Origin of the sequence: Singulisphaera chitinilytica, assembly GCF_049331405.1 — a bacterium.
Taxonomy (GTDB): Bacteria; Planctomycetota; Planctomycetia; order Isosphaerales; family Isosphaeraceae; genus PoT.
The window spans coordinates 2,917,482-2,938,746 of the sequence record NZ_CP186274.1; the positions used below are offsets into that span (position 1 = coordinate 2,917,482).

Sequence of the window (21,265 nt, forward strand, 5' to 3'; positions counted from 1 at the left end):
ACGATGATCGTCACGAAAATACGAGAGATCCGCACCGGGCGCGAGAGCGTCCAGGGCAAGGATTGGAAACGCACATACAAGCGAACGTTCAAGGTCGAGACCGACGATCCTTACGTCGGCGGCAAGACCGTGCGCGAGTCGCTCCCCCTCGCGATCGGCATGCCCTACCAGTTCGGCGCCGAGGTCGACATGGGCGCATGGGTCACGAACATCAGCGCCACATGCGACACGGACGACGGCAAGCAATGGACGTGCGTCGTCGATTACGGCCCGTACGACGCGAACCAGCAGCCCCAGGACCCGACGCAGTGGGTTCCCAACATATCCTGGGGCAACGCCGCGTTTCAGAAGATCATCGAGAAGGATAAGGACGACAACGAGGTCAAGAATTCGGCCGGGGTGCCGTTCAACCCCGCACTCCAGGCCGACGACTCGCGTTCCGTCCTCTCGATCACCTGGAACATGAAGCACTTCGAGGATACGTGGTCGGACACGTATAAAGACAAGATCAACCAATCGACCTTCTGGGGCCGGGCCCCGAAGACGGTCAAATGCACCCCCATCAACGGGGTCCGCAAATACAACCCGGATTACGGCTGGTATTGGGAGGTGAGCTTCGAGTTCCACGTCAAGGAAGAGACGTGGGTATTCAAGCCCCTCGACGCCGGCATGTACAAGATCAAGGATGACGGCACCGACATCGAGGCCATCACCAAGAATGGAGTCCCCATCACCGAACCCGTCCCCCTCGACGGCAGCGGCAAGCCGATGCCGAAGGACGGCACACCGACCTATCTCGAGATCGAGTATTACAAGGAAATCGACTTCGGCGTGTTCGGCCTCGACGGGTTCTACCAGGCGTTGCAGAGCTACGTACCGCCGATCCCCGGAGGCGGTACCTAATGGCGGATCAACAATCGGTCGGCTTCACCTACGAAGCGGCCAAGCGGATCGGGCGGGTCGTGCAGCAGGTCGAGCCGCTCGCCGCGCTTCCCGGTCGACACCGACAGGGGTTACAAGCGCGGATGGAGCGGGACCAAGATCGCGAAGACGAAGGTCGGCGGCATCGCCAAGATGACGGGTACCACACCCGGTACCGCCGACGTCGTCCTCTACACCTTCGATCCCGAGAGCGGCCAGCTCGTCGCCGGCGAGACGGTCAAGGCCTTCAACTGTTGTCGAACCGTCGTCGCGGCCACCACATGGATTCTCGTCGACCTGATCGACAATCAATGGTTCGTCTCGGCCGAGGATTGCTAAATGCCGAAGCGAACCCGTTGCCGTTGCTGTTGCGAGTGGATCCTGACGGTCAAGGATTGCTTCGGCAATCCGCTCGACGGCTTCACGGTCACGATCTCCCAGGGCGGCGACGTCATCGACACCGCCGTCAGCTCGGACGGTAGCGACGGCCTCAACCCCGGACAGGTCAGGTTCAAACCCGAGTCGGGTACCTACACCGTCACCACCACGCCGCCGGACGGCTCGCCGCATCTCCCCGTGACGCAAACGGTCCTTTATACATGCTGACCAACATCACTTCGGGCATCTTCCCTTGCGGTTGCTACCCGAGGCCCGAGAGCCTCTCCTGGACGACGGGTCTCACCTACGGTTGCGGCCTGCCGTCCCTGGTCTCGGTGAGCCACGTCGACACGTTGCCGTTCCCGTTCGGGGGACCGCTCGCCGTATTCACCGGCTCCCAATTCCTCCCCTTCACGATGCCGGGGTCGACCTATTGGTATGTGTCCGAGGCCTATCCCGTCGTCGGCGCCGGCTGCGACACCCGCACCAGCCGGATATGGGCGGTCGGCCAGAGCGGCTCTTGCGGATGCACCGTGACGGCCGTGCTGGCGACGTTCATGAATGACGGCTCCGATTGGAACGGCTTCGGGTTCTTCCCGAAGATCAAGGGCCTCATCGGCGAGGCGCCCATTTCCTACATCCGCCCCGACTATCCCGCCAACTCGTGCGACCCCTTCACGGTGACCCAGGGATGGTATCGCGGCACGAACCCTTGTCCAGCTTGCTCCCTCACCGGTTAATTCAACGTGTGCCAGAATTTCCCCCGCCTCGCCGAGCTCAACCTGCTCCCGTACCTGGTCGACACCTATTGCGAGTGGGCGGCGGACGAGAGCAACCGGGCGTTCCTCGAGCGAGTCCTCGACGAGAACGAACCCTTCCCCGACTTCCTCCGCACGAACCGGGTCGACCAGCTCGGCGACGACCAGGCCGGCGCCGAGGCCCTCGAGCTCGCGGCGCCCTCAACCCTCGACGTCGACGCCAGCCAACGCGCGAAGTCCTGCCCGTTCCGCTCGTGCTCATGCCGAGAGGCGACGTGCGGCGACGGCGGCAAGCGGCCCGGCGACACGGTCAGTCTCGCCGATTGCGCGGCGTGCATCCGATCGCAGGATGAGGCCTCGGCGGCGGACGTCCCGAGCCTCGGCCGGAAGGCCTTGAACTTCGGCCGGGCGGTCGTCGCGCACATCGCGAGCGGGATGCAATCCGTCGACGATGAGGCGTACGAGGCGAGGCTCGCCATCTGCCGGGCGTGCGACAGGTACCAGGCCGATGGCTCGTGCGGGGCGTGCGGTTGCGTGCTGAGCGTCAAGGCCCGATGGGCGGACCAGGCTTGCCCGCTCTCGAAGTGGTCGGCGAGTTAAGCGGCCAGCTCGATCAGGTCCTCGGCGGCGGACTCAGACCCCTCCCCTTCCCCGATGGGATCGCCGAACGCTACGCGGCCAAGCCCGTAGCGTTTCAGCCATTTGGAAAGGATCTCCTCGACGATCGCGGTCTGATCGACCCCCGAAAGGGCGGCATGCACCCCCAGCCGCTTGACCGTCTCCTCGCTCAGCGTGAATTGCTGGCGTACCGACTTGCCCTTCGGCCTCTTGCTCGGCTTCGAGGCCTTGAGCGTCCTCGCGTTCGCTGCGTTGCCGTTGGATCGGCTCGCACCACCGCCGACCGGCCGACTTGATGGCATGGCGACAGACCTCCGTTGCGGCGATGCGGCATGTCGGCCGGTCGGCGTAACGACACGCCGACCGGCCGACTCGCACCGACGTCTACAGCATCGGCCTAACGGCCAGCGGCCTTGATCCGATACGTGAGCGTATTTTCACTCCCGGGCGCATCCTGAACTTTGGGAGGGATCTAGGATCCTTAGCGCCCTCGGCATAGTCGAAATCGCGTACCGACTTGCAGAGGTTCACGACGTCGGGATGGACGTAGTGTCGCTGAGTCTTGACGGTCGTATGCCGTAGGATGAGCTGGATTTGCTTTTCCTTCAAACCCCACCAACCGGCGAGATGCGTGGCCAAGCTATGTCGCAAGGATTGGGGAGTGAACCCCTCGACGCCGGCTTCCTTCCCGGCAGCCTTGAGGCGATCGCCGGGACGACACCCGGCCTTCCCGTGCATCCAAGGCCGGTCCCTCTTGCGGACGCAAGGGAACACCCATTCCGACCCGCAACGTGACAGCCAGTTGCATAGGATCTTCCCCAGGGCGGCGGGGCAGGGAACCGGGGCCCTCGATTTCTTCGTCTTGAGCCGGCCCCCATTCGGCCTTACGAAGATCACCCCTTGGACAAGGTCGACGTCCTCGACGCGGAGCCGGAGCGCCTCATTCCGGCGCAGTCCGGTGAAGGCATACACCGCCGCGAGCGCGTGCAGCCGACCGGCCGACCAGTTCTTCTTTGACCTCGAGCGCAGGAGCTCGAGCACTCGGCAAATGTCCTCGCGGCTATGGTGCTTGCCCCTCGGCTCGTCGTCGTCGGTCTTTCGCCAGACGATCCGACTAACCTCGGCCGGATGGATCCGGCCCTTATCCGCACCGATCCGGAACGCGGCCCGTAACGAGGCGAGTAACCCGTTCGTCGTCGAACACCGACCCGGCCTCTCCGAGAAACGCTCTATAAGCCCCGGAGAGAGGTCCGAAGTCATTGCCGTATGATTTGACGTCTCGGCCAGCGCAAGCAGCTCTCGGAAGGCCTGAGCCATCCTGTTGCGTGTGTTGCGATGTTTCGATCGATAGGTCTCGAGAATCTCGTCCCGGAATTCGGCCATCGGTATAGGGTGAACCTCCCGGCCGAGATAATGGGTCAGCTCAGCCAGAAGGGCGGAAACTTTATCGGAATGGAGAGTTGCGTTCATGGGGAGCACAATCCATAGCTCAGAGGTTGGCGGGTTCCCCTGCGGGGGGTCAACTTTCGTACGTGAACAATGTAACTCAAAATTTATCTAGACGTAACATTTTGCCAGCTTTGCCCATTTTGGATCACAACCCTGATAAGGGTGAGGTCCCATGTTCGAATCATGGTGCGCCCACTGACGTTAGAATCTCATGATTCTCGCGTCGACATACAAACACTCCATTGTCGTGAACTCCGGTTCATGGTAAGATGGAGCAAGTTTGACGGAGCAAGCCTTTCGCGGGGCTCTCGAGCGCTACTTTCTCAGGGTGAGAGCTCGAGAGCCCCTTTGCATTGGCAAATGAAGCAAGCCTTTCGCGAGGCCCTCGAGCGCTACTTTCCTAGGGTTGGGGCTCGAGGGCCTCTTTGCGTTTGTGCTCATGGTCGCCAAACCCGGACCCGGTACCGGGGTTTTTCATGCGCCAAAGTTGTGGCTCGTCGTTAGCGCCAAGTTTCTCGAGCCATCTCGCATGAACCCGATTTCAGACCCTTTCTCAACATGCAAATCGCGCCGGATTCTGTGGCAACCGGATCGAAGGATCTTGGGCCAGGTTTGACCTAAGTCGCAACTGCTTCGGCAGATAGGCTGAATGGCATGTGGATCGATGGGGCGGGAGTTAGCGCCAAGTTTCCGGAAACTTGGCGCTAATCTAAACGCATAACCCCCAACAACTTAGAAACGACAATGAGTTAGCGCCAAGTTTCTATCCCCCCGCGTGCGCGTGCGCACGTGCGGGGGGGGTCAAAACTTGGCGCTAACTCAGTTATGGACGTAAGTCGTTGTCAGATAAGGCCGGAGATTAGCGCCAAGTTTCGAGAAACTTGGCGCTAACGTTTTCACGGATTGGCGGACGATTCGCCGGCCCCCGGGGGCGTGGCCTCGGCTTCCGCGAGGAGCAGCCACAACTGCTTCCGACGCTTGGGACGCGAGCCGTCGGGCATGGCCTCGACCTCACGCATTTCCTTCCGGACCTTGCCTTTCTTGAGGAGCCCTTTCAGCGTCCTCCGGAACGTCGAATCCTGGATCCCGAGGTTGAGGGCCTGGTCGGCGGCGGATGAAAGCGGGCATGGGCCCTTGCCCAGGATCTTGAGGATGACCTCGAAGGCCTCTTCTTTCTTGACCGGCACCGGGCCTCTCTCGGCATTCCATTTGTCGCGGGCATCCTTGCCGTTCATCAGGCGCTCGGCGAGCAGGAAGGCCACGTCGTCCGCCACCCAGTTGACGGGATGCTCATCCCAGGCATGGCGACCGCCCGCATACCTGTAGGACATGCCGGGCGGGATGTCGTCGGCCTCGTTGCCCTTCACGTAGGAAAGCACTCGTCGCTCTCGATCGCCGGGGTAGAACGACACGAACCAGATCATCCGGGCCGTGGCACCGAAGGCCAGCGACCCGGCGATCCGGCTGAGCACGTTCGTCGACGAGCTCTTATTCAGGTGCGCGACGATCAGGACCGCAACCTTGTGCTTCTCCGCGAACGGGCGAAGGGGATCGATGAGGGCCTTCACGTCGCCCATCCTGTTCTCGTCGACCCCGTTCAGGTAGGAGCCCATCGGGTCGATGATGACTAGGCGGACGTCACCGATGCTCTGAATCAGCGACTCGAGCTTCCTCATGTCGCGGGCGAGGGAGAATCCACGCTCCTCGCCGTCGATCGTGTCCTCCAAACCCATCACGATATGCACCTTACTCACGTCCGCCCCCGACTCCTCGAGCCGCTTGGCGATGGTCGTGTCAGGGGTCATCTCGGATTGCAGGTAGAGCACGGAACCTTTCGGGGTCGGCTCCCCGGGATGGTCGGGCCAGCATCCCCCGGTCGTCACGGTGGCGGCGATCGAGAGGGCGAGCGAGCTCTTCCCGCTCCCCGGATCGCCGACGATCATGCTCATCAGGCCGAGTGGGAACCGATTGGGCCAGAGCCAATCGGTCTCCTTGCGTTTGACGTCGGCCATGCACACGACGCGCAGCTTCCAGCGGTCGGGGTCCGATTTCTTCATCTCCTTGGGATTGCCCTGAGAGTAGGGCTTGGCGGTCGGTCGTTGTAGTGCGGCCTTCCCGGCCGGGGCCGGCTCGAAGGCCGAGAGCTGGCCCCGCCTGACCAGCTCGGCGATGGCCTCGTGTCGCGCCAGGGCGCCTTTGGTCAGGTCATTGGGATCGCGGGAGTTGGCGAGCTCGAGTAGCAGCTCGTCGTTCACACCGGCGAAATGATCCTTGATCCCGCCCTTCGCCTTCGCCCGTTCCTTCCTCAAAGGGCACCCCCTTTCTTCGCGAAGAGGGGTCCGGCCGGGGGCGGCTCGGGCCAGCTCGAACGCGAATCGGACGGGTCGCCGACGACCATCCGCAGCCCTTCGGGCGGGATCTCGCCGGGCAGATCCCATACCCATTCGGTCTCGTCGGCCTTTGCGGCGTCGGCCTTCAACGCGGCCTGGAAGGAAAGATCCGGGAATGCCTCGCGACGGGAATGGCGCGGCGACGCCTGAGGGGACGGTGCGTCCCCTCGGACAGATTCCGACATCTGATACCGACCTTTCGCTAGGCGGCGGCAACCGGGCGCTAACGTTCTCAGGGTGAGAGCCCGGACGACGACGCGGAACTAAGAAAGAACCTAGGGAGCAGGGAGAAACCTTCGCCGGAGCGTGCTACCCGCTATCCGCCGGCGAAGGCACTTCGGCGATGCCACGCACCGCCGATGACACAAGCGCGAGACCGACTGGCGACGGTCGAGGTTAGGATGGCACTCGGCCCATTCAACCTATCCCGAATCGTGACAACCTTCAATGGCACGGATTGCCTACTGTCTACCCGCGTTGTAGACTCCCGTTCATCAGCGTGAGCATCACCACGCTGCCGAACTAATCGGGGTAACTCCCCGATTCCGCGCCCCCATCGGAGTGTGATGCCTCCGGTGGGGGCGTCCCCATTTCCGGAGGGCAGGCCCGATGAAGATCGAGTATGACCCCATTACCGGCTCGTGCATGCACGACCATGTTGAGGATAAGAAGCCTGCCGAGTATCGCGAGAGCGCCTACCGCCGTGGCGTGCAACAGGGTTGGTTCACGGTCATCCAAATACTCGAGGCGGGGGGCGGGCTCGACGAAGTGAGGGAGCACTACAAGCGAATCACCGACTGGCGATTCCGCATGGGCAAGTATCGCTCGAAGGATCGAGCAAAGATCGTCTGGCCTCCCATCCCCGATCTCGAAGCGATTCGCAAGAAGCCCTCGCTCAGTGCCCGTCCGGCCCGGCCGAAGACGGCCCGGCCGAAGGCTGTTCGCCGTTCTCCGAAGGTTTGATGATCCGACTTCCTTCATCCCCTTTCTCTCGCGAGGAGGAATGTAGCGATGGTGAAGACGAAGCAAGAGACGGTCTGGGACCTGTGCAAGAAACGTGGCAAGATCCGCGACGGCCTGCGCGGGTTGAGGATGAAGCATCTCCCCTCCGGGATCGAGTTCGTTTGCGAAGTGACCGAGTGGTCGGACGCTTCGGAATCTCAATACCTGGTCATCATCCCCGCCACGTTGAATGGCCTCGACGAAGCCCTTTCCCATCGGCGAGTGCCGTTGGAAAAGCCGAGACTCGGGGTCAAGCGAGAAGCCGTCTGGCAACGCCTGTCGGATGTGGAACGCGAGGCGGTCGAGACCAGGCTCAAGGCCTCGCAGTGCATCTTGCTTGAACCCTGGCCCCGTTGACTTGTAAGCTGGATCCGCAACCCGTGTAGCCACCGCCCGTCCGGTCCCCAGGGATCGGGCGGTTTTTTTCATTTCGAACGCCAGGCCTTGAGCTCGACCGGCTTCCGAGCGACCACGTAGCCGAAGGCGATGAGTCGTTCGACGACCACATCCCAAGGCCCCTCGAGCTCCGTCCGCAAGCCGTTCTCGTCGAGACAGACCACCCGCATCCGTTTCGCCGGTTGAAACACCAGCTCGACGAACGGAGTGCGCCGGAAGTCGAAGCCGTATTCTTGCGGCTCGAGCGAAATCGTGAGCATAGGCTTGTCCATCGAGAGCCTTCTTCCCCTCGCCGGTCATACGTTGCATATCTAGATCAGTGCTTTGCATGGCGCTCACCTCGCGTCCAATCGAAGGCCTTGCAATCCAAGTGAAAGTTGAACGGTTGCGGCGAGAACCCTTGCATCCGGCATGTGGGCAATTTCTGCCTGACGTAGTTCCTCTGGAAGACGTTCAGATTGAATAACGTCCATCCGTGTGGATATTCCCACACGGTCACCAGGTCGCGACAGCGGAGACAGCTCGCGAGGCGAACCGGGTAGGCGATCCCCTCAGTCCGGCGAGACATGGCCGACCTCCGTCCTGTGATCCTCAATCCAGGCGTTCGCCTTGGCGAGCTTGCTCTCGCTCGCGTTGAGGCAGGCCCGGGCGTCGGCGATCTCTCGGCCGAGGACCGCGAGCCAGGCCTCGGCGGCTTCGGCATAGGTCGGATGGTAAGAGCCGAGCTGGCCATTGCGGTTGGCCCGATACCTCGTCTTGCCTTCCTCGACCTCGACATAAGACTTCGTGAATGAGACGACCTTCACGCGCTCGATGATGCCGAGCGGGTACCGGCAACGAAACCAGGTCTGTTCAGCCCCCATGATTGCCCCCCTCGACGCCGACCAGGTCGACGCGCATTTGAATTGAGATCCTCTCGCGGATGCACGTCTTGACCAGGTACTTCCAGCCGGGCGAGCCGTGCGACACGGAGACGGGTACGTTGCCGAGGCCGATCGCCTCGAGCAACTTGGCATCGACCTTCCGGCGAGGCACGTACCTCGGCGGAAGGCCCCGGCGGATGGGCGGTACCAGGGCGAGCGAGAGTTGCCGGCGAGGCTCGTCGGAAAGGTCATGAGTGACCCGGTCGACCTTATGACGTTTGGCCATCGCTCTCGACCTCCACCTTGAACGGCTCGACGTTGGCGAGGACATACACGATTTTGTTTTCGGGCCCGGCGTAGCGGGTCTGACGCCATGCGTCCTCGAAGTCGAAGACGCCGGCGAGGTCCTCGCTCCTCGCGTACCCCTTGCCTTCGGGCGCCCACCACAACTCATGACGTCCCGACCAGATTCGGACCTGCCTACCCTCCAAATGACGTCGCATCGAAGGCACGAGATTGATTGAGTTGAGAGCGATCCTCACGATTCCTGCCTCCATTCACGGATAGGGTTCAGGCCTTGCCGTCTTTGAGCGCTTGGCCGAAGGCCTCGAGCTCGCAGCCGAGCGAGTCCAGCCGGGCACCCTCTTCGGCCTCGCTCAAGTCGCCTCGGCTGATCTGACAGAGGATGCCGAACGCGGCGGCGGAACCCGCGTAGAAGGCCCGGCGCATCTCGACGAGCTGGATCATGGGGGCGTCGGCCGGGATAACCTGGCGCCTGTACGACTCCCATTCGGAGCGGAGCGAGAGCGAAGTCTTCATGACTGGTCCTTTCTGTCTTCCCGGGACTCGTTACCGAACAGCAATGGTTGATCGATGATCGCGCCGCATTCGAGGTCGACCTTCCGCTCGAGTCGCTTGGACGTCTCGAGGTCCTCCGGCCTCCGGGTGCGGTAGAACGTGTTCTGGGCCTGGCGCATCTTGCGGACGAGCAAGGCGAGCTCGCGTCTCTCCACGTCTCTAGCCTCCGTGCGGTTACTGGTCCCGACCGAGGAAAGGCTTGCTCTCCCCTGGCTTGCAATTGAGCTCGACCAGCGAGAGGAGATTCCCGGCCGCATGAGCATGGAGCTCTCGGTTGCGGCAGGCCATGAGGCCTATCAGGGCGACCGCGAGGGTGATTTCGCCGAGCTCATACGCCTCTTGGACGAGGCAATCGAAGGAACGTTGGAGCGACTGAGCTCGATCGGCGACGGCCTCGGAGGCGAGGAAGGCCTCGACGAACTTGCGCTGTTGCTCGCCGCTGAAATTCATCTCGACCACGTTGAACGAAGGCGTGTTCACGGGAGTCAGTTCCTTTCCGGCTTGTGGTTCATGAGCTTCGACGCTTGCCGATCGGTGAGCCCCTTCGCTTGGAGCTTCTGGAAGATCCGGAACATCCGGGACACGCCTCGCATGCAGACCTTGACGCACCGGGTATGGACGAACCCCGAGTCCCCGTAGGGCTCGACCTTGCCTTTCTTCCCGATGAAGTCCCCGAGCTGGATTTCCTTGCCGCAGAAACGGCATCTCTCATTCTCGAATCCGGCAGACATTGGCAGCCCCCTATAGGCACCTTAGAAGTACAAGAAAGGAACATTAAATGTACCTGTCTTGTGCTACCTTATCCCATAGGTTATATCTAGTCAACGGCGGTTATGTACCGAATCGGTCCAAATGAGGTATCTTTTAGGGGGCAAGACATGGCTCAAGCGGTATTGAGGTCGAGGAAGATGGCGAAGAAAAAGAGCTCCGACGACGACGCGACCAAGGCCGATGGCGGCGAGGACCTGACGCAAGTCCGGATCTTCCTCAATCCCGAGGAGCTGAAGCGCGTGAAGGCCTCGGCCGACAAGCGAGGCCTCAAGCTCGCGACCTTCGCGAAGATGGCGACCGTCAAGGAAGCCGAGCGCGTCGAACAGGGGAGGGATTGACCGATGGCCACGCGGAAGGAAATCCGGGCGGCGGCTGCGGCCGAGGGCGGCGCCCGCGAGTGGACGGCCGAGATCCTCAAGGATGGGATGACGCTTTATGCGTGGATGGCCTACAACCGGGCATACGACACGTACGCGACCGACCGTCTCGAGCATGCTCGGCTGTTCCGCTCCGAGGCCGAGGTCGACGCATGGGCGGTGCGCCTCGGCGTGCCCAATGCCAGGCCTATCCGTCTTCGGGGCGAGGCGCCCGCGAAGTCGGCACTCTCGAGAGCGAGGACCAAATGACCCATCTCACGCACCCGACAGCGGCCAGCTATGAGCTCGTGGCCTCGCAGGCCCTCGCCACGGCCGAGGCGATCCTCGGCGAAGGCCTTCGGAACGACCCCGCCAAGGCGATCGCGGCCGTCTTGATGGGCTTGAAGATCTATAGCATCAAGAGTTCGGGCGGTTCCCTCGAGCTCTTGAACGACGCGATGAACGAATACCATCGGCTTCAAGCCGAGGTCGAGGTCGAGGCCTCGACGGGATGACTTCCACGCCGGCGAAATGACTTCCAAACCAGGGACCGAGGCGAAAGCCTTCGGTCCCTTTTTCATGCGCGGTGGTTGCGCTCGGCGGCGAGGTCCTCGAGCTCGACCAGGTCGAGCGCTAGGCGGAAGTCGCTGCGTATGGCGCAGCACATCCACCCGACAAAAGCGAGCCTCGAGCGTGCGGCGTAATGGGCCTTGGGAACTTGGCCAAATCACCTGTTAAGCCGTTGTCTGTTTTGCGATGATCTGGCGAATGAGGGGTTGCCGTTATGGAGGCGGGAACTTTTGAAATGGCTCAACGTCGTCGTCGAAATGGAAGCAGTGTCGTTGAGTCGAGGCGGGGCAAGGAGGACGGAATAATGCCCGAGAATGACGAATCCGTCGATATTCGCTACCATGCTTTGAAGCATCTTGCCATTACCATACTGGTTCCAATCTCCCTTGTGCTGGGCATTTATCTTTTCAGGCCGGTCCTAATTTTCGTCCTAGTTTTCATGGCCCTCGTCTTATCGCCGTCGACCGATAGTCGCCTGGAAGATGGCCACGAGGTCATCACGCTCGAAGGCTTTCGGGCGCCACTAGCGGACGAGGTTGTTCACAAAGAAATCAAAATACATCATACGCCAAAATATTGGTTCGACTCCGACTACTCTGCGAAGGGTAAGCTCGACGTTTCCAAGGGCACATCGGGTATCGTGAAGCTCGATAGCAAGACTGATGATGACGACACCAACCCATTGCGCCCTGTCGCCATCACCCTGAGCGACGGTAGACACAAGGGTTTGACGGTCGCCATCCCTCGCGATCATTTACGCTACAAATAAGCCTCCCAGGTGCTATTTTCGGTCACTAATTGAGATCGACAAATGGCAAAGAATTATTGCAGACGACGTGTCCTGATTCTCCTCTGCATCGTCCTCGGCCTGGCCGCCATCCCGTTCACGCCAATAGCAATCCTCTTGGGCATCGAGCCTCTTATCGAAGGGTACCACTATGAAACTCCCTGTGGTGACTGAGGTGGACCCCATTGTCTAGACCAAAAAACGGCGATCCTTCGCTACTGTCCAATCAGGCCGTCGTGGCTCTGTCCGCTCGGTAGACCGTCCCTGGAGTCCGGTACCCCAGGGATTCGTGGAGCCGATCCTCGTTATAGAAGCCGAAGTATCGCCTCAACCCTCGCTGCAGCTCCGGCACCGTCTCGTAGCCTTGGATGTAAATATCTTCGTATTTCACGGTCCTCCAGAGCCGTTCGACGAACACGTTATCCAATGCCCTGCCGCGTCCATCCATGCTCACGGCTATCCCGGCCGCCTCAAGCCTCCCGGTGAACGCCTCGGCCGTGAACTGGACCCCTTGGTCCGTGTTGAACACCTCGGGCTTCCCCGACCTCAAGGCATCTTCCAACATCTCCAGGCAGAAGGAGCCGTCCAGCGTGTTCGACAGCCGCCAGCCGATCACGTACCGGCTGTACCAGTCGATCACCGCCGCCAGGTACATGAACCCTCCACTCATCGGCACATAAGTGATGTCCGTGCTCCACACGTGGTCCGCTCGCCGGGCTTTGACACCTCGCAAGAGATAAGGGTAGATCTTATGGCCTCTCCCGGCCTGACTCAGCCTGGGCTTGGCATAGATCGCTTCCAGGCCCATCTTCCGCATCAGGCGCTGTACTCGCTTCCGATTGACCTCCTCACCTCGTTGTTCCAGCCAGGCGGTCATCTTGCGGCTGCCGTAGAACGGGCATGCCGTATATTGCTCGTCGATCAACCGCATCAGGCGCAGGTCCTCGGGCGACTCACCCGCAGGTCGGTAGTAGAGGCTCGATCGGCTCAGCCCCAGCAACTCGCACTGGCGGCGCACGCTCAACCGGGGATGATCCGGCTCGATCAAGGGCCTTCGGTCCTCAACTGAATGGGGCGACTTTTTTCAGCCACTCGAGTTCCATCTTGAGGCGCCCGATCTGTTCGAAGAGTTCGGCCTGGCGTGCCTCGGCGTCAGCCGAGGCCGCCTTGGCCGGACTCCCGAAGACCTCCTCGGCACTGCTGATGAGCTGCTTCTTCCAGCCATGGATCGATGTGGGATGGACGCCATAGTGGCCGGCCAACTCGTTGATCGTGCGGTCTCCCTTGAGGGCCGCCAGGGCGACTTGAGCCTTGAACGCCGCCGTGTGGACTTGCCGCTTCCTCGCCATCCGTCCTCCTCCTCAGACCCGTCTGAGTAGCTTAACAGATGGTCCAGTTTTCGGGGTCCACCATAGTTTGTGGCACACTCGTGCCGAATCCGCTCAGTGACATGGTAGCTTGAGATGTTTCCCAAGCGTGAATTGCCAGGGCAGGTGCGGAGCGTGAGGCTTTCATGGTACTGGCCAAGACCCGACTCAAGGCTTTGTGGACCCCCGTCGAATTTGCCGCGTACGTCGCGCTAATTGTGGTTTGCCTGATCGTCTTCTGGTTCACCTATCTCCCCGTGATCTGCTTCTTTCTCTGGTTCGGATTGGGTTATTTCTACATATTCAAGAATTGGGCGGCTAATTTTGTGGTGTTGGGCATAATCTGCGGCACACCTTGCGTCGGATTGTCGTGGCGGATACTGCCCCTCTCTGCGTCGAAGAGGAAAGGCATCTACTCCCCCATTGGCCGAATCATCCTGGCTTGGTCGTTGGCCGTCGCAGGTAACGCGATCGCATGGTGGCTTGTCGCACCAGCAAACCTCATGGGACAGGCCGCCGTGAACGTCCCGGGGGCCTATAAATTTTTCCTCGTGGTCGTCATTCCTTATTTCCTGATGTGTTTCGCAATCCTCATCAAGGCACATTACGACGCATTCCGCCCCTGCAACCCGCCGCGCGAGTCCTTCTTACGCTCCCTCCTCATATCGGCCGGCCATGCCTTCCCGTTCTTGGCGGTTGTCCAACTCCTCTGGTTCGTCTTGGGCGGTTACATTTAATTAAATCTTGCTAGAACCTCCGCAAAATCGGCAAGTCTGGAATATCTTTGCATTGCAGGCGGTTTGTCTTCATGCCTCGCGGCCATCATCGGCCGGATCGCCTCCGCGCGGCGGTGAGAGGTGCGACCCCGAGCGCCTCGGCGAGGCGGTCGGCGGTCTCGAGCTTCAGGTCACGAGTGCCGTTCATGAAACGGCGGATGACTTCCTCAGCGACGTCGCTGAGCTGGGAGAGCGAGTAGGCGGTATGTCCGCTCTCGCAGATGATCTCGCGGAGCTGGTCTCCCATCTTCACTCGCTCTTGAGAGGCCCGATTAGGCCCTCGCGTTGCTTTCATGATCCCTCGTCTGGGTTAGCTCTTGATGCCGAAGAGAGCGGCCATCGCTTTGGCGTTTTCGATCAGCTCGCCGGCGATACGAGTGAGCGTCGCGAGGTTGCCGGTCAACCGGCGGTACTCCTCGGCCGGCATGATGACGGCGTGCGGTACCTGCTTGTGGCCTGACATCGTCCCTTCGAAAGAGCAGATCGCAAACGTCTGCTTGCCGAGTATGACCCGGTCGAGGATCCTTGCAGGGTTCTCGCGGATCTCACCGGGCGCAGTGACGTCGAGTCGGTCGATAGGCTCGACCACAACCGGATGCGTGATCGTATTTCGGACCTGTGAAGCGGTACTCATCGGCGTCCATCCTCCAAATTGCGGGGAGTGAAAGGCCTCGGCTGAGAGGCGGAACGTTGCCTGCTCGAATCTTCGGGTAATCGTCGTCTGGAATTGCTTGATGGCGAGGTTCATGAGCTCGGCATAGCGGACGGCTTGCATAGGCCGGTGATCGCCGGCGAGGGGAAGCGGCTCGAGGCCTTCGCGTGCGCTGAGCTGGTTGACGGTCAAGATTCCTCCGGCTCGTGAGGAGCGATCCTCACCACCGCCGACAGCGGGGGCGGTTCGACGATCGGGAAGGGTAGGTACTCGAAACGTCGCTCGCGTTCGTCCAGTAGGTCGAGCTTGTTGAGCTCGGCCAGATACCCGGCGGCGAGGACCTGGTTTCGAGAGTTCCGGTCTCGCTCGGCCCGATCTCGCGAGGCCCAACAAACGCTCAGCATCAGGAGCAACCTGGCTTGCCAATCGTAAAGCTTCCCGAGCAGGCTCTTACCGAAGTCGTCGAGACGGAGTGACTCCATCGCCTTCGAGATCGGGAGATTCTTGAACGAAGCGAGGTCGCCGGCGAGCTGGTCGAGCGGCCGCGGATCCCAAGTGACTTCGAGCTCGACCGTCCTATCCGGCTCGTCGCCGGCGAGGTCGACCCCCAGCCATCGCCGGCCTTGCTCGGCGCGGGCCTCACGGCTAATCACAGTTAGAAGATGCCCAGCGTGGCGAAGAGATCGCTGATGCGGCTGGCATTCCTTCGCATCGCCCCGGCGATGTTGGTGCTCCCCGTCGATCGTATCAAGCCGAGGGCCAGGTTCCGTAACGCCGCAAAGACCTCGGGGCCGAAGCCTTTGCGAATCCGGCTGGCATCTTCTCCCAGGCTCACGTCTCGCACATGGTGCGAGCGGTTCTCGATGGTCCAATGGCCGCGCGACCAGCGCAGGAGTTCCTCGGCACCGGCCATCGAACGCGGCACGCTGGTGATGAAGTGGCGGGTCTCCGTGGTGCGCTTGCCGTCGCGCAGCACGACCGAGTCGATTCGGCCGACCTGGCCCACTCCGGGCCAGTCCAGATAGCCGTTCAGGGCCGTCGTGGCCGTCGACGTGCGACGCTCGGTGCGGCCATGTCCTTTCTCCAAGGTGGTCGCTGTGTCGATGGCCTCAAGCCAGAGCGCCGCTGCCGGGGGAAAGAGCCTCTACGGCTCCCGGGGCGAAGGCCGCTCGGATGTCGGCCGGGAGTGCGGGCTGATTGTCCTTGACCACCCAGAGGTAATGGCCGCCGCTGTCGACGATCTGACGGCTCAGGTCGCGTTGACAGAAGATGGCATCGCCGGTGATGAGACGGCCCTCGAGGACCAACCCCGAGAGGAGCTGGAGGGCGGCCTTATGTTCATTCGTCTTGTCCTTGGCGCCGTCGGGCACCTTGGCCTGGGCCACGGTCAGCCCGGATCGGTGGGCGACCAGCGAGAGCAGATGAACGGCTTTGTTCAGGCCATCGAAGCTGCCGCGAACCGACTTACCGTCCAGGGCGAAGGGGGCAAGGAGGCCTTCGTCCTCCGCGGGGATTTGGCCGAGCAGGGCCTCGGCCCAGCGGGTCAAGGCCGCCTCCAGTGCGGCCGGCGAGAGGGCCATGAGGACCTTGCGAATGCCGCCGGACTTGGGAGGACGCCTAGTGAATCCGAGGCGATGCATGAACGCGATGTCCTGGTCGTGGGCCCATTGGCCGATGGCGGCATAACTGCGGGAGCCACACATGATGGCGCAGCAGGCCAAGGCGAGGACGGCCGATAGGGGATGCTGGCGGCCGTGTCGACTGCGAGGGTCGAGGACCTCATCGAGGAAATGGAGCAAGCCGAGATTTGAGGGTGCGTCCATGCCAAGGATCTCGAAAGGGGTCGTTCTAAGCCGAAGACGCTTCTCTAACCTCCCCACAATGAATCCGTCAATAGCCCTGCCCTCCTGATTCCTCCTCTTGCACTCTCTCTCGCTGCGTGATAAGATCACAGTCATCGCAAAGATTGATTCAAATATAGGTTTTTGCATTACAGCGGTCATTTGCGGGCGTAATTCAGTGGTAGAATGCCAGCTTCCCAAGCTGGACGTCAGGGGTTCGAATCCCCTCGCCCGCTCTCACTAAACCCCTCCGCCGAAAGCATTTACGCTTACCTGCCGGCGGTCGGCAGAGCGGCCTGGAAGTCCGAATTGGTAGTACCCGGTACTACTTAATTCCTTCGGACAACAGGAGCTCACCCTTGGCCGACCGGAAAAACTCCCCTCCCGCGTACCGGCATTACAAGCCGAAGAATCTCGCCGTCGTCCGGATCAACGGGCGTGATCACTACCTCGGACGCTTCGGCTCGCCCGAGAGTCGAGAGAAATACGGCAAGCTGATCGCCGAGTGGTATGCCACGGGCAGGGTGGGCTCGATCGCCCAGCAAGGGGAAGGGGGGCAAGCGTCCCACGGTAATCCCGCCCCCAACCACGGCGTCACGATCAGCGAATTGATCGTCGCTTACCTCCGGCACTGCGAGACGTACTACCGCGAACCGTCCGGCGAACGCTCGCTCGAGATCGCGAACATCAAATACGCCCTCGTCCCGCTCCGCGAGCTCTACGGCTCCACGCCCGCCGCGGCGTTCGGGCCGCTCGCACTCCAGGCGGTGCGGGATCACATGATCCGCTCGGGCCTGGCCAGGCCGACGGTCAACGCGAGGATCCACCGCGTCCGCCGGGCCTTCCGCTGGGCGGCCTCGCTCGAGATGGTGCCCGGCTCGGTCGTCCACGCCCTGGGCACGGTCGCCTCGCTCAAGCAGGGGCGGACGGCGGCACCGGAGCCCGAGGACGTCACCCCCGCCCCCATCGAGCACGTCGAAGCCGTCCTCCCGCTGCTCTCCCGGCCGGTCGCCGCGATGGTCAAGGTCCAGCTCCTGACCGGTTGCCGCGTCGGGGAGGTGCTCGCCATGCGCCGGCGTGACATCGTCATCGGGCCGGAGAACTGGGAGTACCGACCCGGCCGGCACAAGAACTCCTGGCGGGGACAGAAACGGGTCATCCCCATCGGCCCGAAGGCCCAGGCGGTGTTGGCCGAGTTCCTCCAGCGTGGCCCGGACGAGTTCCTGTTCGTCCCGAGGGAGGCGGTTGCCGCCCACCAGGCCGAGCGTGCGGCGACCCGCAAGACGAAACCCACGCCGTCCGAGCTCGCCCGCCGGGCCGCGGCTCCGGGCAGGAACCACGCCCCCCGCTACAATCGCCGGACGTACCGACAGGCGGTGGTCCGGGCGTGTGCAAAGGCGGGCATACCGGAATGGTCGCCGCTCCAGCTCCGGCACACGGCGGCCACGCTGGTGCGTGCGAAGTACGGGCTGGAAGCCGCATCCAACGTCCTGGGGCACTCCAAGCCGGACACGACGCTGATCTATGCGGAACGGGACCTGGCCAAGGCCCATGCGATCGCCGCGGAGATCGGGTGAGGCCATCAGGTTGGCGGCCGGGAATCATTGGGATCGGACACTATCGGATTGGCGGGGCGAACTGGACGAAATCAGCCAGGTCCCCCGCTGCGGGGAGAGTGGGTCATGGGCCAGTCGGATCTAGCGGAAGCCAAGCAAGAGATCCTGAAGGTGGGTCGGCACGTACTGCGGATAACGTCGATGAGAGACGGATTGTTCCCGATAGGTGATCGCAGCAATCTCTTGCTCAGTTCCATATCGAAGTTGATCGGGTCAATCGAAAGGTACATGGAGCTTGAGTCCGGGCCACCCGTGGAGCGACCTGCCGTGCAGGATGCGGAAGACTTCATCATCCCGGATGCGATTTACAGGCCATCCGGGGACAGCCCACTACTCCTGCTCTGCCTCTTGCAGCATGTTCGAGAGAGGATTGCCAAGGAATGGGATGAATACTGGAAGTCGGTCGAGGATTTCTATGGAATGGCAAAAGCCGACGAAGATGGCAACCTCATCGAAGGCCACCCCGCCAATGAATCGCTTGTATCTCCGGACGAACCGGCCGCCGTGCTCCTCGTCGACGAATCAGGGCAACTCGAGATCCTGCTCGAACATTTCGAACTCGTCTCGGAATTGCCGGCTTCTGGCGAACGGCAGCACAGCACAGAGAGCAAGGTGGGAACTTCGGAGGCGTCCGCCAGGACTGATGTCCCTGCCCTGCAGCTCGCCTTAGACGCCTCCTCGCTCCGGACGGATCTTGCCTCCCGCCAAACTGACACGCCGTTCACCTCAGATCCCGCTCAATCCCGAGGCCTTGTCTGGATCACCACCAGTCGGGCCATGGAAATCGGCAGGGCCATGGGCATTGCCCTGCAGCTTCCTACGCTATCCAAACGGAAGGGTGAGGGGTGTTTCGAAACCAGGTCAGCGGAAGGACGCTCAAGGAGGGTTGAGATTGAACTCGGTTCATTCTTCCGTTGGCTCGAAAGCGGGGCTCGCGGGAAAACCAGCTAAAAAGGTCGTTCAGTCCCGCGGAACCAGGTGTCCAAGTTTCCACTGAGTTTCCGTCGAGTTTCCGTGGCACGTCTGCACCTGTTTAATTTCCGTGATTTCACGGAAATTCGACGCACCGAAGTTGATGCGAAGTTGCAAAACGGTTTCCTCGCTGGCTGCCTCCGGAAACTTGCGTGTCCGACCCGAAACACGCAAGGAGAGGCATCAGATGGCGATCGACATCGCGACCGAGAAGCTGATCACCCCCGTCGAGTACACCAAGCTCAGGCCACCCGGGCGGGGCGGCCGGCCGATGCACGTGAGCACGTTCTTCCGGCACCAATCGCCCGGCGTCAAAGGCATCCGGTTGGAGACGGTGAAGATCGGCGGCAACGTCTTCACCTCCGTGGAGGCAGCCGGGCGATTCTTCAGGCGACTGACGGAAGCCCGGTCGAACGCACCCGGCCAACGCGATCACGCGGAATACCGGCCGCTCGAGACGGTTTCCCACTCCACTCCCATCACTTCACCCGCCCGCACGTCGGCCCAACGGCACCGTGCCCACCAGGCCGCCGAGCGTGAGCTTGACCGCATGCTCGGGCCGGGCGGAAGGAACTGAGCCGTCAAGCACGGCGTCAGCTCGCCACGTCCCCCCTGGGCCCACTCCATCCAGGGGCAAGGTGGCCATTGTAGGTCGTACGGCGACCTCCAAGCCCACCGCAGGCGGCGACAGTTCCGCCAGAGCGATTGGAGAAATTCCGTCACCCTAAACCGTTGCAATTCGTATACTTGCAATCACTAGATGCGTGGTGATTGCACAAAATCTATCCCATCCCCATAGGAGTGGAGAGTCCGAATGAGCTCCCCTCGTAAGTCCGGCGAGGCTGCCGGGCGGAAGAAGACACGCAGCCCCATCAATGAACCCACCTCGCCACCAGAGTTTGTGTCCTCGGATGCAGAGAGGGTGCCCGGCAGCCTGCTGGGAGGCAGGAAACGGCGTCGCGGTGCGAGCGACCGCTACCTCGGGTCTCCATCTCGGATGATCCCCCAGCAGCTCGCCATTGCGAGGGGCCACCGCTTGCCGGCGACGAAGGCGACCAAGGCCCAGGAAAAGGCCTTGGAAACCTTGGTCATAAGCTACATCCGACGTCAAATCGCCTGCACGTTCGGAGAGATCGGGGTGGAGGCCGTGTCACAGGCGATGAACGTCTCCCCAGGGACCATCCACAACCAACTCAAGGAGTTGTCGAAGATCGGCGACCCCTGGCGATGCTTGGTGCTCGACTTCTTGCTCGGGATTCAATCGGGCAAGTATTCTGGCCCGCGGGGGCATCGCATGACGAGCCTGTCGCGATGGGTGTTCGGCCGCATCAATTACTACGGCCTCGGCCCATTCGAGCTCCAAGCGACGGACGATGAGGCGTGCATCCAGCAACTCTTGGCGGCGTTCAGGGTCGACATCCTCGAAATGCGGAAGGCAGGGCTAAGGTGATGCAATCCAACCGGCGGCGAACTCGGCGTCCTGCATCCGATGATCTTGGCTTCATCCATGTTGAACACGAGACCCGATCCGAGGCAGCTCAAGTGGTAGGTGACCTCTGGCATCGGGCCCGAGCCGCTGCGTTCGACTCATTCAGGCTACCCGTTGTCGCGATCCAGACCAGTGAGGGTGTCGTGCTGCTCATTCATACGGCCGATCTGCCTGGCCTCTCGGATTGCTCGGAAGCCCTGGCTGAGATGGCTTCGGCCGGGTAGTCCGACCGGTCCATCCGGGATTGCAATGCCACAGACGTGAAAACTGCCCGCGGCGTCCAGCCGGACGGGTTTGCCGGGCAAGGTACGCCCATAAATACGACAAACCCCAGGGTTGCCGCCCGGGGCTTGCGAGCCGAAGCGGTTGCCGCCGCATGGCCGAATCAGCAGCTAGGAGCATGTGACATGCTTGATTATATCAGCCCCGCTGGCT

The 21,265-nt window shown here is 61.8% G+C and carries 34 protein-coding genes and 1 tRNA gene; 17 read left to right on the top strand and 18 right to left on the bottom strand.

Translation table 11 applies throughout. From position 1 onward, the window contains the following. Positions 1-3: 3 nt before the first annotated feature. The 5 genes from ACOYYX_RS11695 (at position 4) to ACOYYX_RS11715 (ending at position 2,657) form a co-directional block, all read left to right on the top strand. A complete protein-coding gene (locus tag ACOYYX_RS11695) occupies positions 4-903 on the top strand; it encodes a hypothetical protein (protein WP_422930087.1) in 900 nt (299 codons plus the stop codon). Between the two features lie 171 nt (positions 904-1,074). Further along, the gene (locus ACOYYX_RS11700) at positions 1,075-1,260 is read left to right on the top strand and encodes a hypothetical protein (protein WP_422930088.1); all 186 of its coding nucleotides are present in this window, start codon (positions 1,075-1,077) and stop codon (positions 1,258-1,260) included. Then, entirely contained in the window at positions 1,261-1,527 is a 267-nt protein-coding gene (locus ACOYYX_RS11705; RefSeq protein WP_422923755.1) for a hypothetical protein, read from the top strand. Continuing rightward, a complete protein-coding gene (locus tag ACOYYX_RS11710; RefSeq protein ID WP_422923756.1) occupies positions 1,521-2,039 on the top strand; it encodes a hypothetical protein in 519 nt (172 codons plus the stop codon). The genes ACOYYX_RS11705 and ACOYYX_RS11710 overlap by 7 nt, the downstream gene beginning before the upstream one ends. A 6-nt stretch (positions 2,040-2,045) precedes the next feature. Next, the gene (locus ACOYYX_RS11715) at positions 2,046-2,657 is read left to right on the top strand and encodes a DUF6171 family protein (RefSeq protein WP_422930089.1); all 612 of its coding nucleotides are present in this window, start codon (positions 2,046-2,048) and stop codon (positions 2,655-2,657) included. Here the strand turns inward: ACOYYX_RS11715 and ACOYYX_RS11720 are convergent. The 4 genes from ACOYYX_RS11720 to ACOYYX_RS11735 form a co-directional block, all read right to left on the bottom strand. Continuing rightward, complete coding sequence (locus ACOYYX_RS11720) at positions 2,654-2,977, bottom strand: hypothetical protein (RefSeq protein ID WP_422930090.1); 324 nt, start codon at positions 2,975-2,977, stop codon at positions 2,654-2,656. The two genes, ACOYYX_RS11715 and ACOYYX_RS11720, sit on opposite strands and share 4 nt — an antisense overlap. Before the next feature lie 82 nt (positions 2,978-3,059). Then, entirely contained in the window at positions 3,060-3,716 is a 657-nt protein-coding gene (locus ACOYYX_RS11725; protein ID WP_422930091.1) for a tyrosine-type recombinase/integrase, read from the bottom strand. Between the two features lie 1,304 nt (positions 3,717-5,020). Then, complete coding sequence (locus tag ACOYYX_RS11730; RefSeq protein WP_422930092.1) at positions 5,021-6,433, bottom strand: AAA family ATPase; 1,413 nt, start codon at positions 6,431-6,433, stop codon at positions 5,021-5,023. Continuing rightward, on the bottom strand, positions 6,430-6,699 hold the full coding sequence (locus ACOYYX_RS11735) for a hypothetical protein (protein WP_422930093.1): 270 nt from the start codon (positions 6,697-6,699) through the stop codon (positions 6,430-6,432). The genes ACOYYX_RS11730 and ACOYYX_RS11735 overlap by 4 nt, the downstream gene beginning before the upstream one ends. A gap of 424 nt (positions 6,700-7,123) precedes the next feature. Here ACOYYX_RS11735 and ACOYYX_RS11740 point away from each other — a divergent pair, with 424 nt between their 5' ends. Both ACOYYX_RS11740 and ACOYYX_RS11745 read left to right on the top strand, forming a co-directional pair. Continuing rightward, positions 7,124-7,477: a hypothetical protein gene (locus ACOYYX_RS11740; RefSeq protein WP_422930094.1), complete on the top strand. Its 354-nt coding sequence runs from the start codon at positions 7,124-7,126 to the stop codon at positions 7,475-7,477. Between the two features lie 48 nt (positions 7,478-7,525). Next, positions 7,526-7,873, top strand: a complete 348-nt coding sequence (locus ACOYYX_RS11745; protein WP_422930095.1) for a hypothetical protein — start codon at positions 7,526-7,528, stop codon at positions 7,871-7,873. Between the two features lie 68 nt (positions 7,874-7,941). Here the strand turns inward: ACOYYX_RS11745 and ACOYYX_RS11750 are convergent, their stop codons facing one another. The 8 genes from ACOYYX_RS11750 to ACOYYX_RS11785 all read right to left on the bottom strand — a co-directional run bounded on the left by ACOYYX_RS11750 (position 7,942) and on the right by ACOYYX_RS11785 (position 10,364). After that, on the bottom strand, positions 7,942-8,184 hold the full coding sequence (locus tag ACOYYX_RS11750; protein ID WP_422930096.1) for a hypothetical protein: 243 nt from the start codon (positions 8,182-8,184) through the stop codon (positions 7,942-7,944). A gap of 279 nt (positions 8,185-8,463) precedes the next feature. Further along, on the bottom strand, positions 8,464-8,775 hold the full coding sequence (locus ACOYYX_RS11755) for a hypothetical protein (protein ID WP_422930097.1): 312 nt from the start codon (positions 8,773-8,775) through the stop codon (positions 8,464-8,466). Next, positions 8,765-9,061 carry a hypothetical protein gene (locus ACOYYX_RS11760; RefSeq protein WP_422930098.1) on the bottom strand — a complete coding sequence of 99 codons (297 nt, stop codon included), beginning with the start codon at positions 9,059-9,061 and terminating at the stop codon, positions 8,765-8,767. Before ACOYYX_RS11760 ends, ACOYYX_RS11755 begins: the two co-directional genes overlap by 11 nt. Continuing rightward, a complete protein-coding gene (locus tag ACOYYX_RS11765; protein WP_422923687.1) occupies positions 9,045-9,278 on the bottom strand; it encodes a hypothetical protein in 234 nt (77 codons plus the stop codon). The genes ACOYYX_RS11760 and ACOYYX_RS11765 overlap by 17 nt, the downstream gene beginning before the upstream one ends. A 67-nt stretch (positions 9,279-9,345) precedes the next feature. Further along, positions 9,346-9,594, bottom strand: a complete 249-nt coding sequence (locus ACOYYX_RS11770) for a hypothetical protein (protein WP_422930099.1) — start codon at positions 9,592-9,594, stop codon at positions 9,346-9,348. After that, positions 9,591-9,788 carry a hypothetical protein gene (locus ACOYYX_RS11775; protein ID WP_422930100.1) on the bottom strand — a complete coding sequence of 66 codons (198 nt, stop codon included), beginning with the start codon at positions 9,786-9,788 and terminating at the stop codon, positions 9,591-9,593. Before ACOYYX_RS11775 ends, ACOYYX_RS11770 begins: the two co-directional genes overlap by 4 nt. A gap of 19 nt (positions 9,789-9,807) precedes the next feature. Further along, positions 9,808-10,113 carry a hypothetical protein gene (locus ACOYYX_RS11780; protein WP_422930101.1) on the bottom strand — a complete coding sequence of 102 codons (306 nt, stop codon included), beginning with the start codon at positions 10,111-10,113 and terminating at the stop codon, positions 9,808-9,810. Positions 10,114-10,118: 5 nt separating this feature from the next. Then, positions 10,119-10,364, bottom strand: coding sequence for a hypothetical protein (locus ACOYYX_RS11785; protein WP_422930102.1), 246 nt, complete (start codon positions 10,362-10,364; stop codon positions 10,119-10,121). A 177-nt stretch (positions 10,365-10,541) separates the two neighbouring features. Between ACOYYX_RS11785 and ACOYYX_RS11790 the strand changes: the two genes are divergently transcribed. The 4 genes from ACOYYX_RS11790 to ACOYYX_RS11805 all read left to right on the top strand — a co-directional run bounded on the left by ACOYYX_RS11790 (position 10,542) and on the right by ACOYYX_RS11805 (position 12,099). Further along, the gene (locus ACOYYX_RS11790) at positions 10,542-10,742 is read left to right on the top strand and encodes a hypothetical protein (RefSeq protein ID WP_422930103.1); all 201 of its coding nucleotides are present in this window, start codon (positions 10,542-10,544) and stop codon (positions 10,740-10,742) included. 3 nt (positions 10,743-10,745) lie between these two features. Next, positions 10,746-11,030: a hypothetical protein gene (locus ACOYYX_RS11795; RefSeq protein ID WP_422930104.1), complete on the top strand. Its 285-nt coding sequence runs from the start codon at positions 10,746-10,748 to the stop codon at positions 11,028-11,030. Beyond that, the gene (locus ACOYYX_RS11800; protein WP_422930105.1) at positions 11,027-11,275 is read left to right on the top strand and encodes a hypothetical protein; all 249 of its coding nucleotides are present in this window, start codon (positions 11,027-11,029) and stop codon (positions 11,273-11,275) included. Before ACOYYX_RS11795 ends, ACOYYX_RS11800 begins: the two co-directional genes overlap by 4 nt. Positions 11,276-11,634: 359 nt before the next feature. Beyond that, complete coding sequence (locus ACOYYX_RS11805) at positions 11,635-12,099, top strand: hypothetical protein (protein ID WP_422930106.1); 465 nt, start codon at positions 11,635-11,637, stop codon at positions 12,097-12,099. A gap of 244 nt (positions 12,100-12,343) precedes the next feature. Here ACOYYX_RS11805 and ACOYYX_RS11810 read toward each other — a convergent pair. After that, positions 12,344-13,466, bottom strand: a protein-coding gene (locus ACOYYX_RS11810) for an IS3 family transposase (RefSeq protein WP_422926310.1) whose coding sequence is annotated in 2 segments (ribosomal slippage) — positions 12,344-13,187 and positions 13,186-13,466 — 1,125 coding nt in all. Because the reading frame shifts where the segments join, the coding sequence is not laid out codon by codon here. Between the two features lie 164 nt (positions 13,467-13,630). Between ACOYYX_RS11810 and ACOYYX_RS11815 the strand changes: the two genes are divergently transcribed. Beyond that, positions 13,631-14,221 carry a hypothetical protein gene (locus ACOYYX_RS11815; protein WP_422930107.1) on the top strand — a complete coding sequence of 197 codons (591 nt, stop codon included), beginning with the start codon at positions 13,631-13,633 and terminating at the stop codon, positions 14,219-14,221. A gap of 85 nt (positions 14,222-14,306) precedes the next feature. On the opposite strand, the gene ACOYYX_RS11820 is transcribed toward ACOYYX_RS11815, so the two are convergent. The 5 genes from ACOYYX_RS11820 to ACOYYX_RS11840 are packed head-to-tail and all read right to left on the bottom strand — an operon-like array spanning position 14,307 to position 16,735. Next, positions 14,307-14,555, bottom strand: coding sequence for a helix-turn-helix domain-containing protein (locus tag ACOYYX_RS11820; RefSeq protein WP_422930108.1), 249 nt, complete (start codon positions 14,553-14,555; stop codon positions 14,307-14,309). A 15-nt stretch (positions 14,556-14,570) separates the two neighbouring features. Continuing rightward, positions 14,571-15,104 carry a hypothetical protein gene (locus ACOYYX_RS11825; protein WP_422930109.1) on the bottom strand — a complete coding sequence of 178 codons (534 nt, stop codon included), beginning with the start codon at positions 15,102-15,104 and terminating at the stop codon, positions 14,571-14,573. Then, positions 15,101-15,565: a hypothetical protein gene (locus ACOYYX_RS11830; protein ID WP_422930110.1), complete on the bottom strand. Its 465-nt coding sequence runs from the start codon at positions 15,563-15,565 to the stop codon at positions 15,101-15,103. The genes ACOYYX_RS11825 and ACOYYX_RS11830 overlap by 4 nt, the downstream gene beginning before the upstream one ends. A 2-nt stretch (positions 15,566-15,567) precedes the next feature. Then, the gene (locus ACOYYX_RS11835; RefSeq protein ID WP_422922865.1) at positions 15,568-15,999 is read right to left on the bottom strand and encodes an ISAs1 family transposase; all 432 of its coding nucleotides are present in this window, start codon (positions 15,997-15,999) and stop codon (positions 15,568-15,570) included. A gap of 22 nt (positions 16,000-16,021) precedes the next feature. Beyond that, complete coding sequence (locus tag ACOYYX_RS11840) at positions 16,022-16,735, bottom strand: ISAs1 family transposase (protein WP_422922867.1); 714 nt, start codon at positions 16,733-16,735, stop codon at positions 16,022-16,024. Positions 16,736-16,917: 182 nt separating this feature from the next. Between ACOYYX_RS11840 and ACOYYX_RS11845 the strand changes: the two genes are divergently transcribed. From ACOYYX_RS11845 to ACOYYX_RS11865, 5 genes are all read left to right on the top strand, one after another. Next, positions 16,918-16,989 (top strand) — tRNA-Gly (locus ACOYYX_RS11845). 123 nt (positions 16,990-17,112) lie between these two features. Next, positions 17,113-18,330 carry a tyrosine-type recombinase/integrase gene (locus ACOYYX_RS11850; RefSeq protein WP_422930111.1) on the top strand — a complete coding sequence of 406 codons (1,218 nt, stop codon included), beginning with the start codon at positions 17,113-17,115 and terminating at the stop codon, positions 18,328-18,330. A gap of 105 nt (positions 18,331-18,435) precedes the next feature. Next, positions 18,436-19,320 carry a hypothetical protein gene (locus ACOYYX_RS11855; protein ID WP_422930112.1) on the top strand — a complete coding sequence of 295 codons (885 nt, stop codon included), beginning with the start codon at positions 18,436-18,438 and terminating at the stop codon, positions 19,318-19,320. Between the two features lie 208 nt (positions 19,321-19,528). Beyond that, positions 19,529-19,918 (top strand): DUF1580 domain-containing protein, encoded by a 390-nt coding sequence (locus ACOYYX_RS11860; RefSeq protein WP_422930113.1) that lies wholly within the window; start codon positions 19,529-19,531, stop codon positions 19,916-19,918. A gap of 237 nt (positions 19,919-20,155) precedes the next feature. Then, positions 20,156-20,791: a hypothetical protein gene (locus tag ACOYYX_RS11865; RefSeq protein WP_422930114.1), complete on the top strand. Its 636-nt coding sequence runs from the start codon at positions 20,156-20,158 to the stop codon at positions 20,789-20,791. Positions 20,792-21,265: the final 474 nt, after the last annotated feature.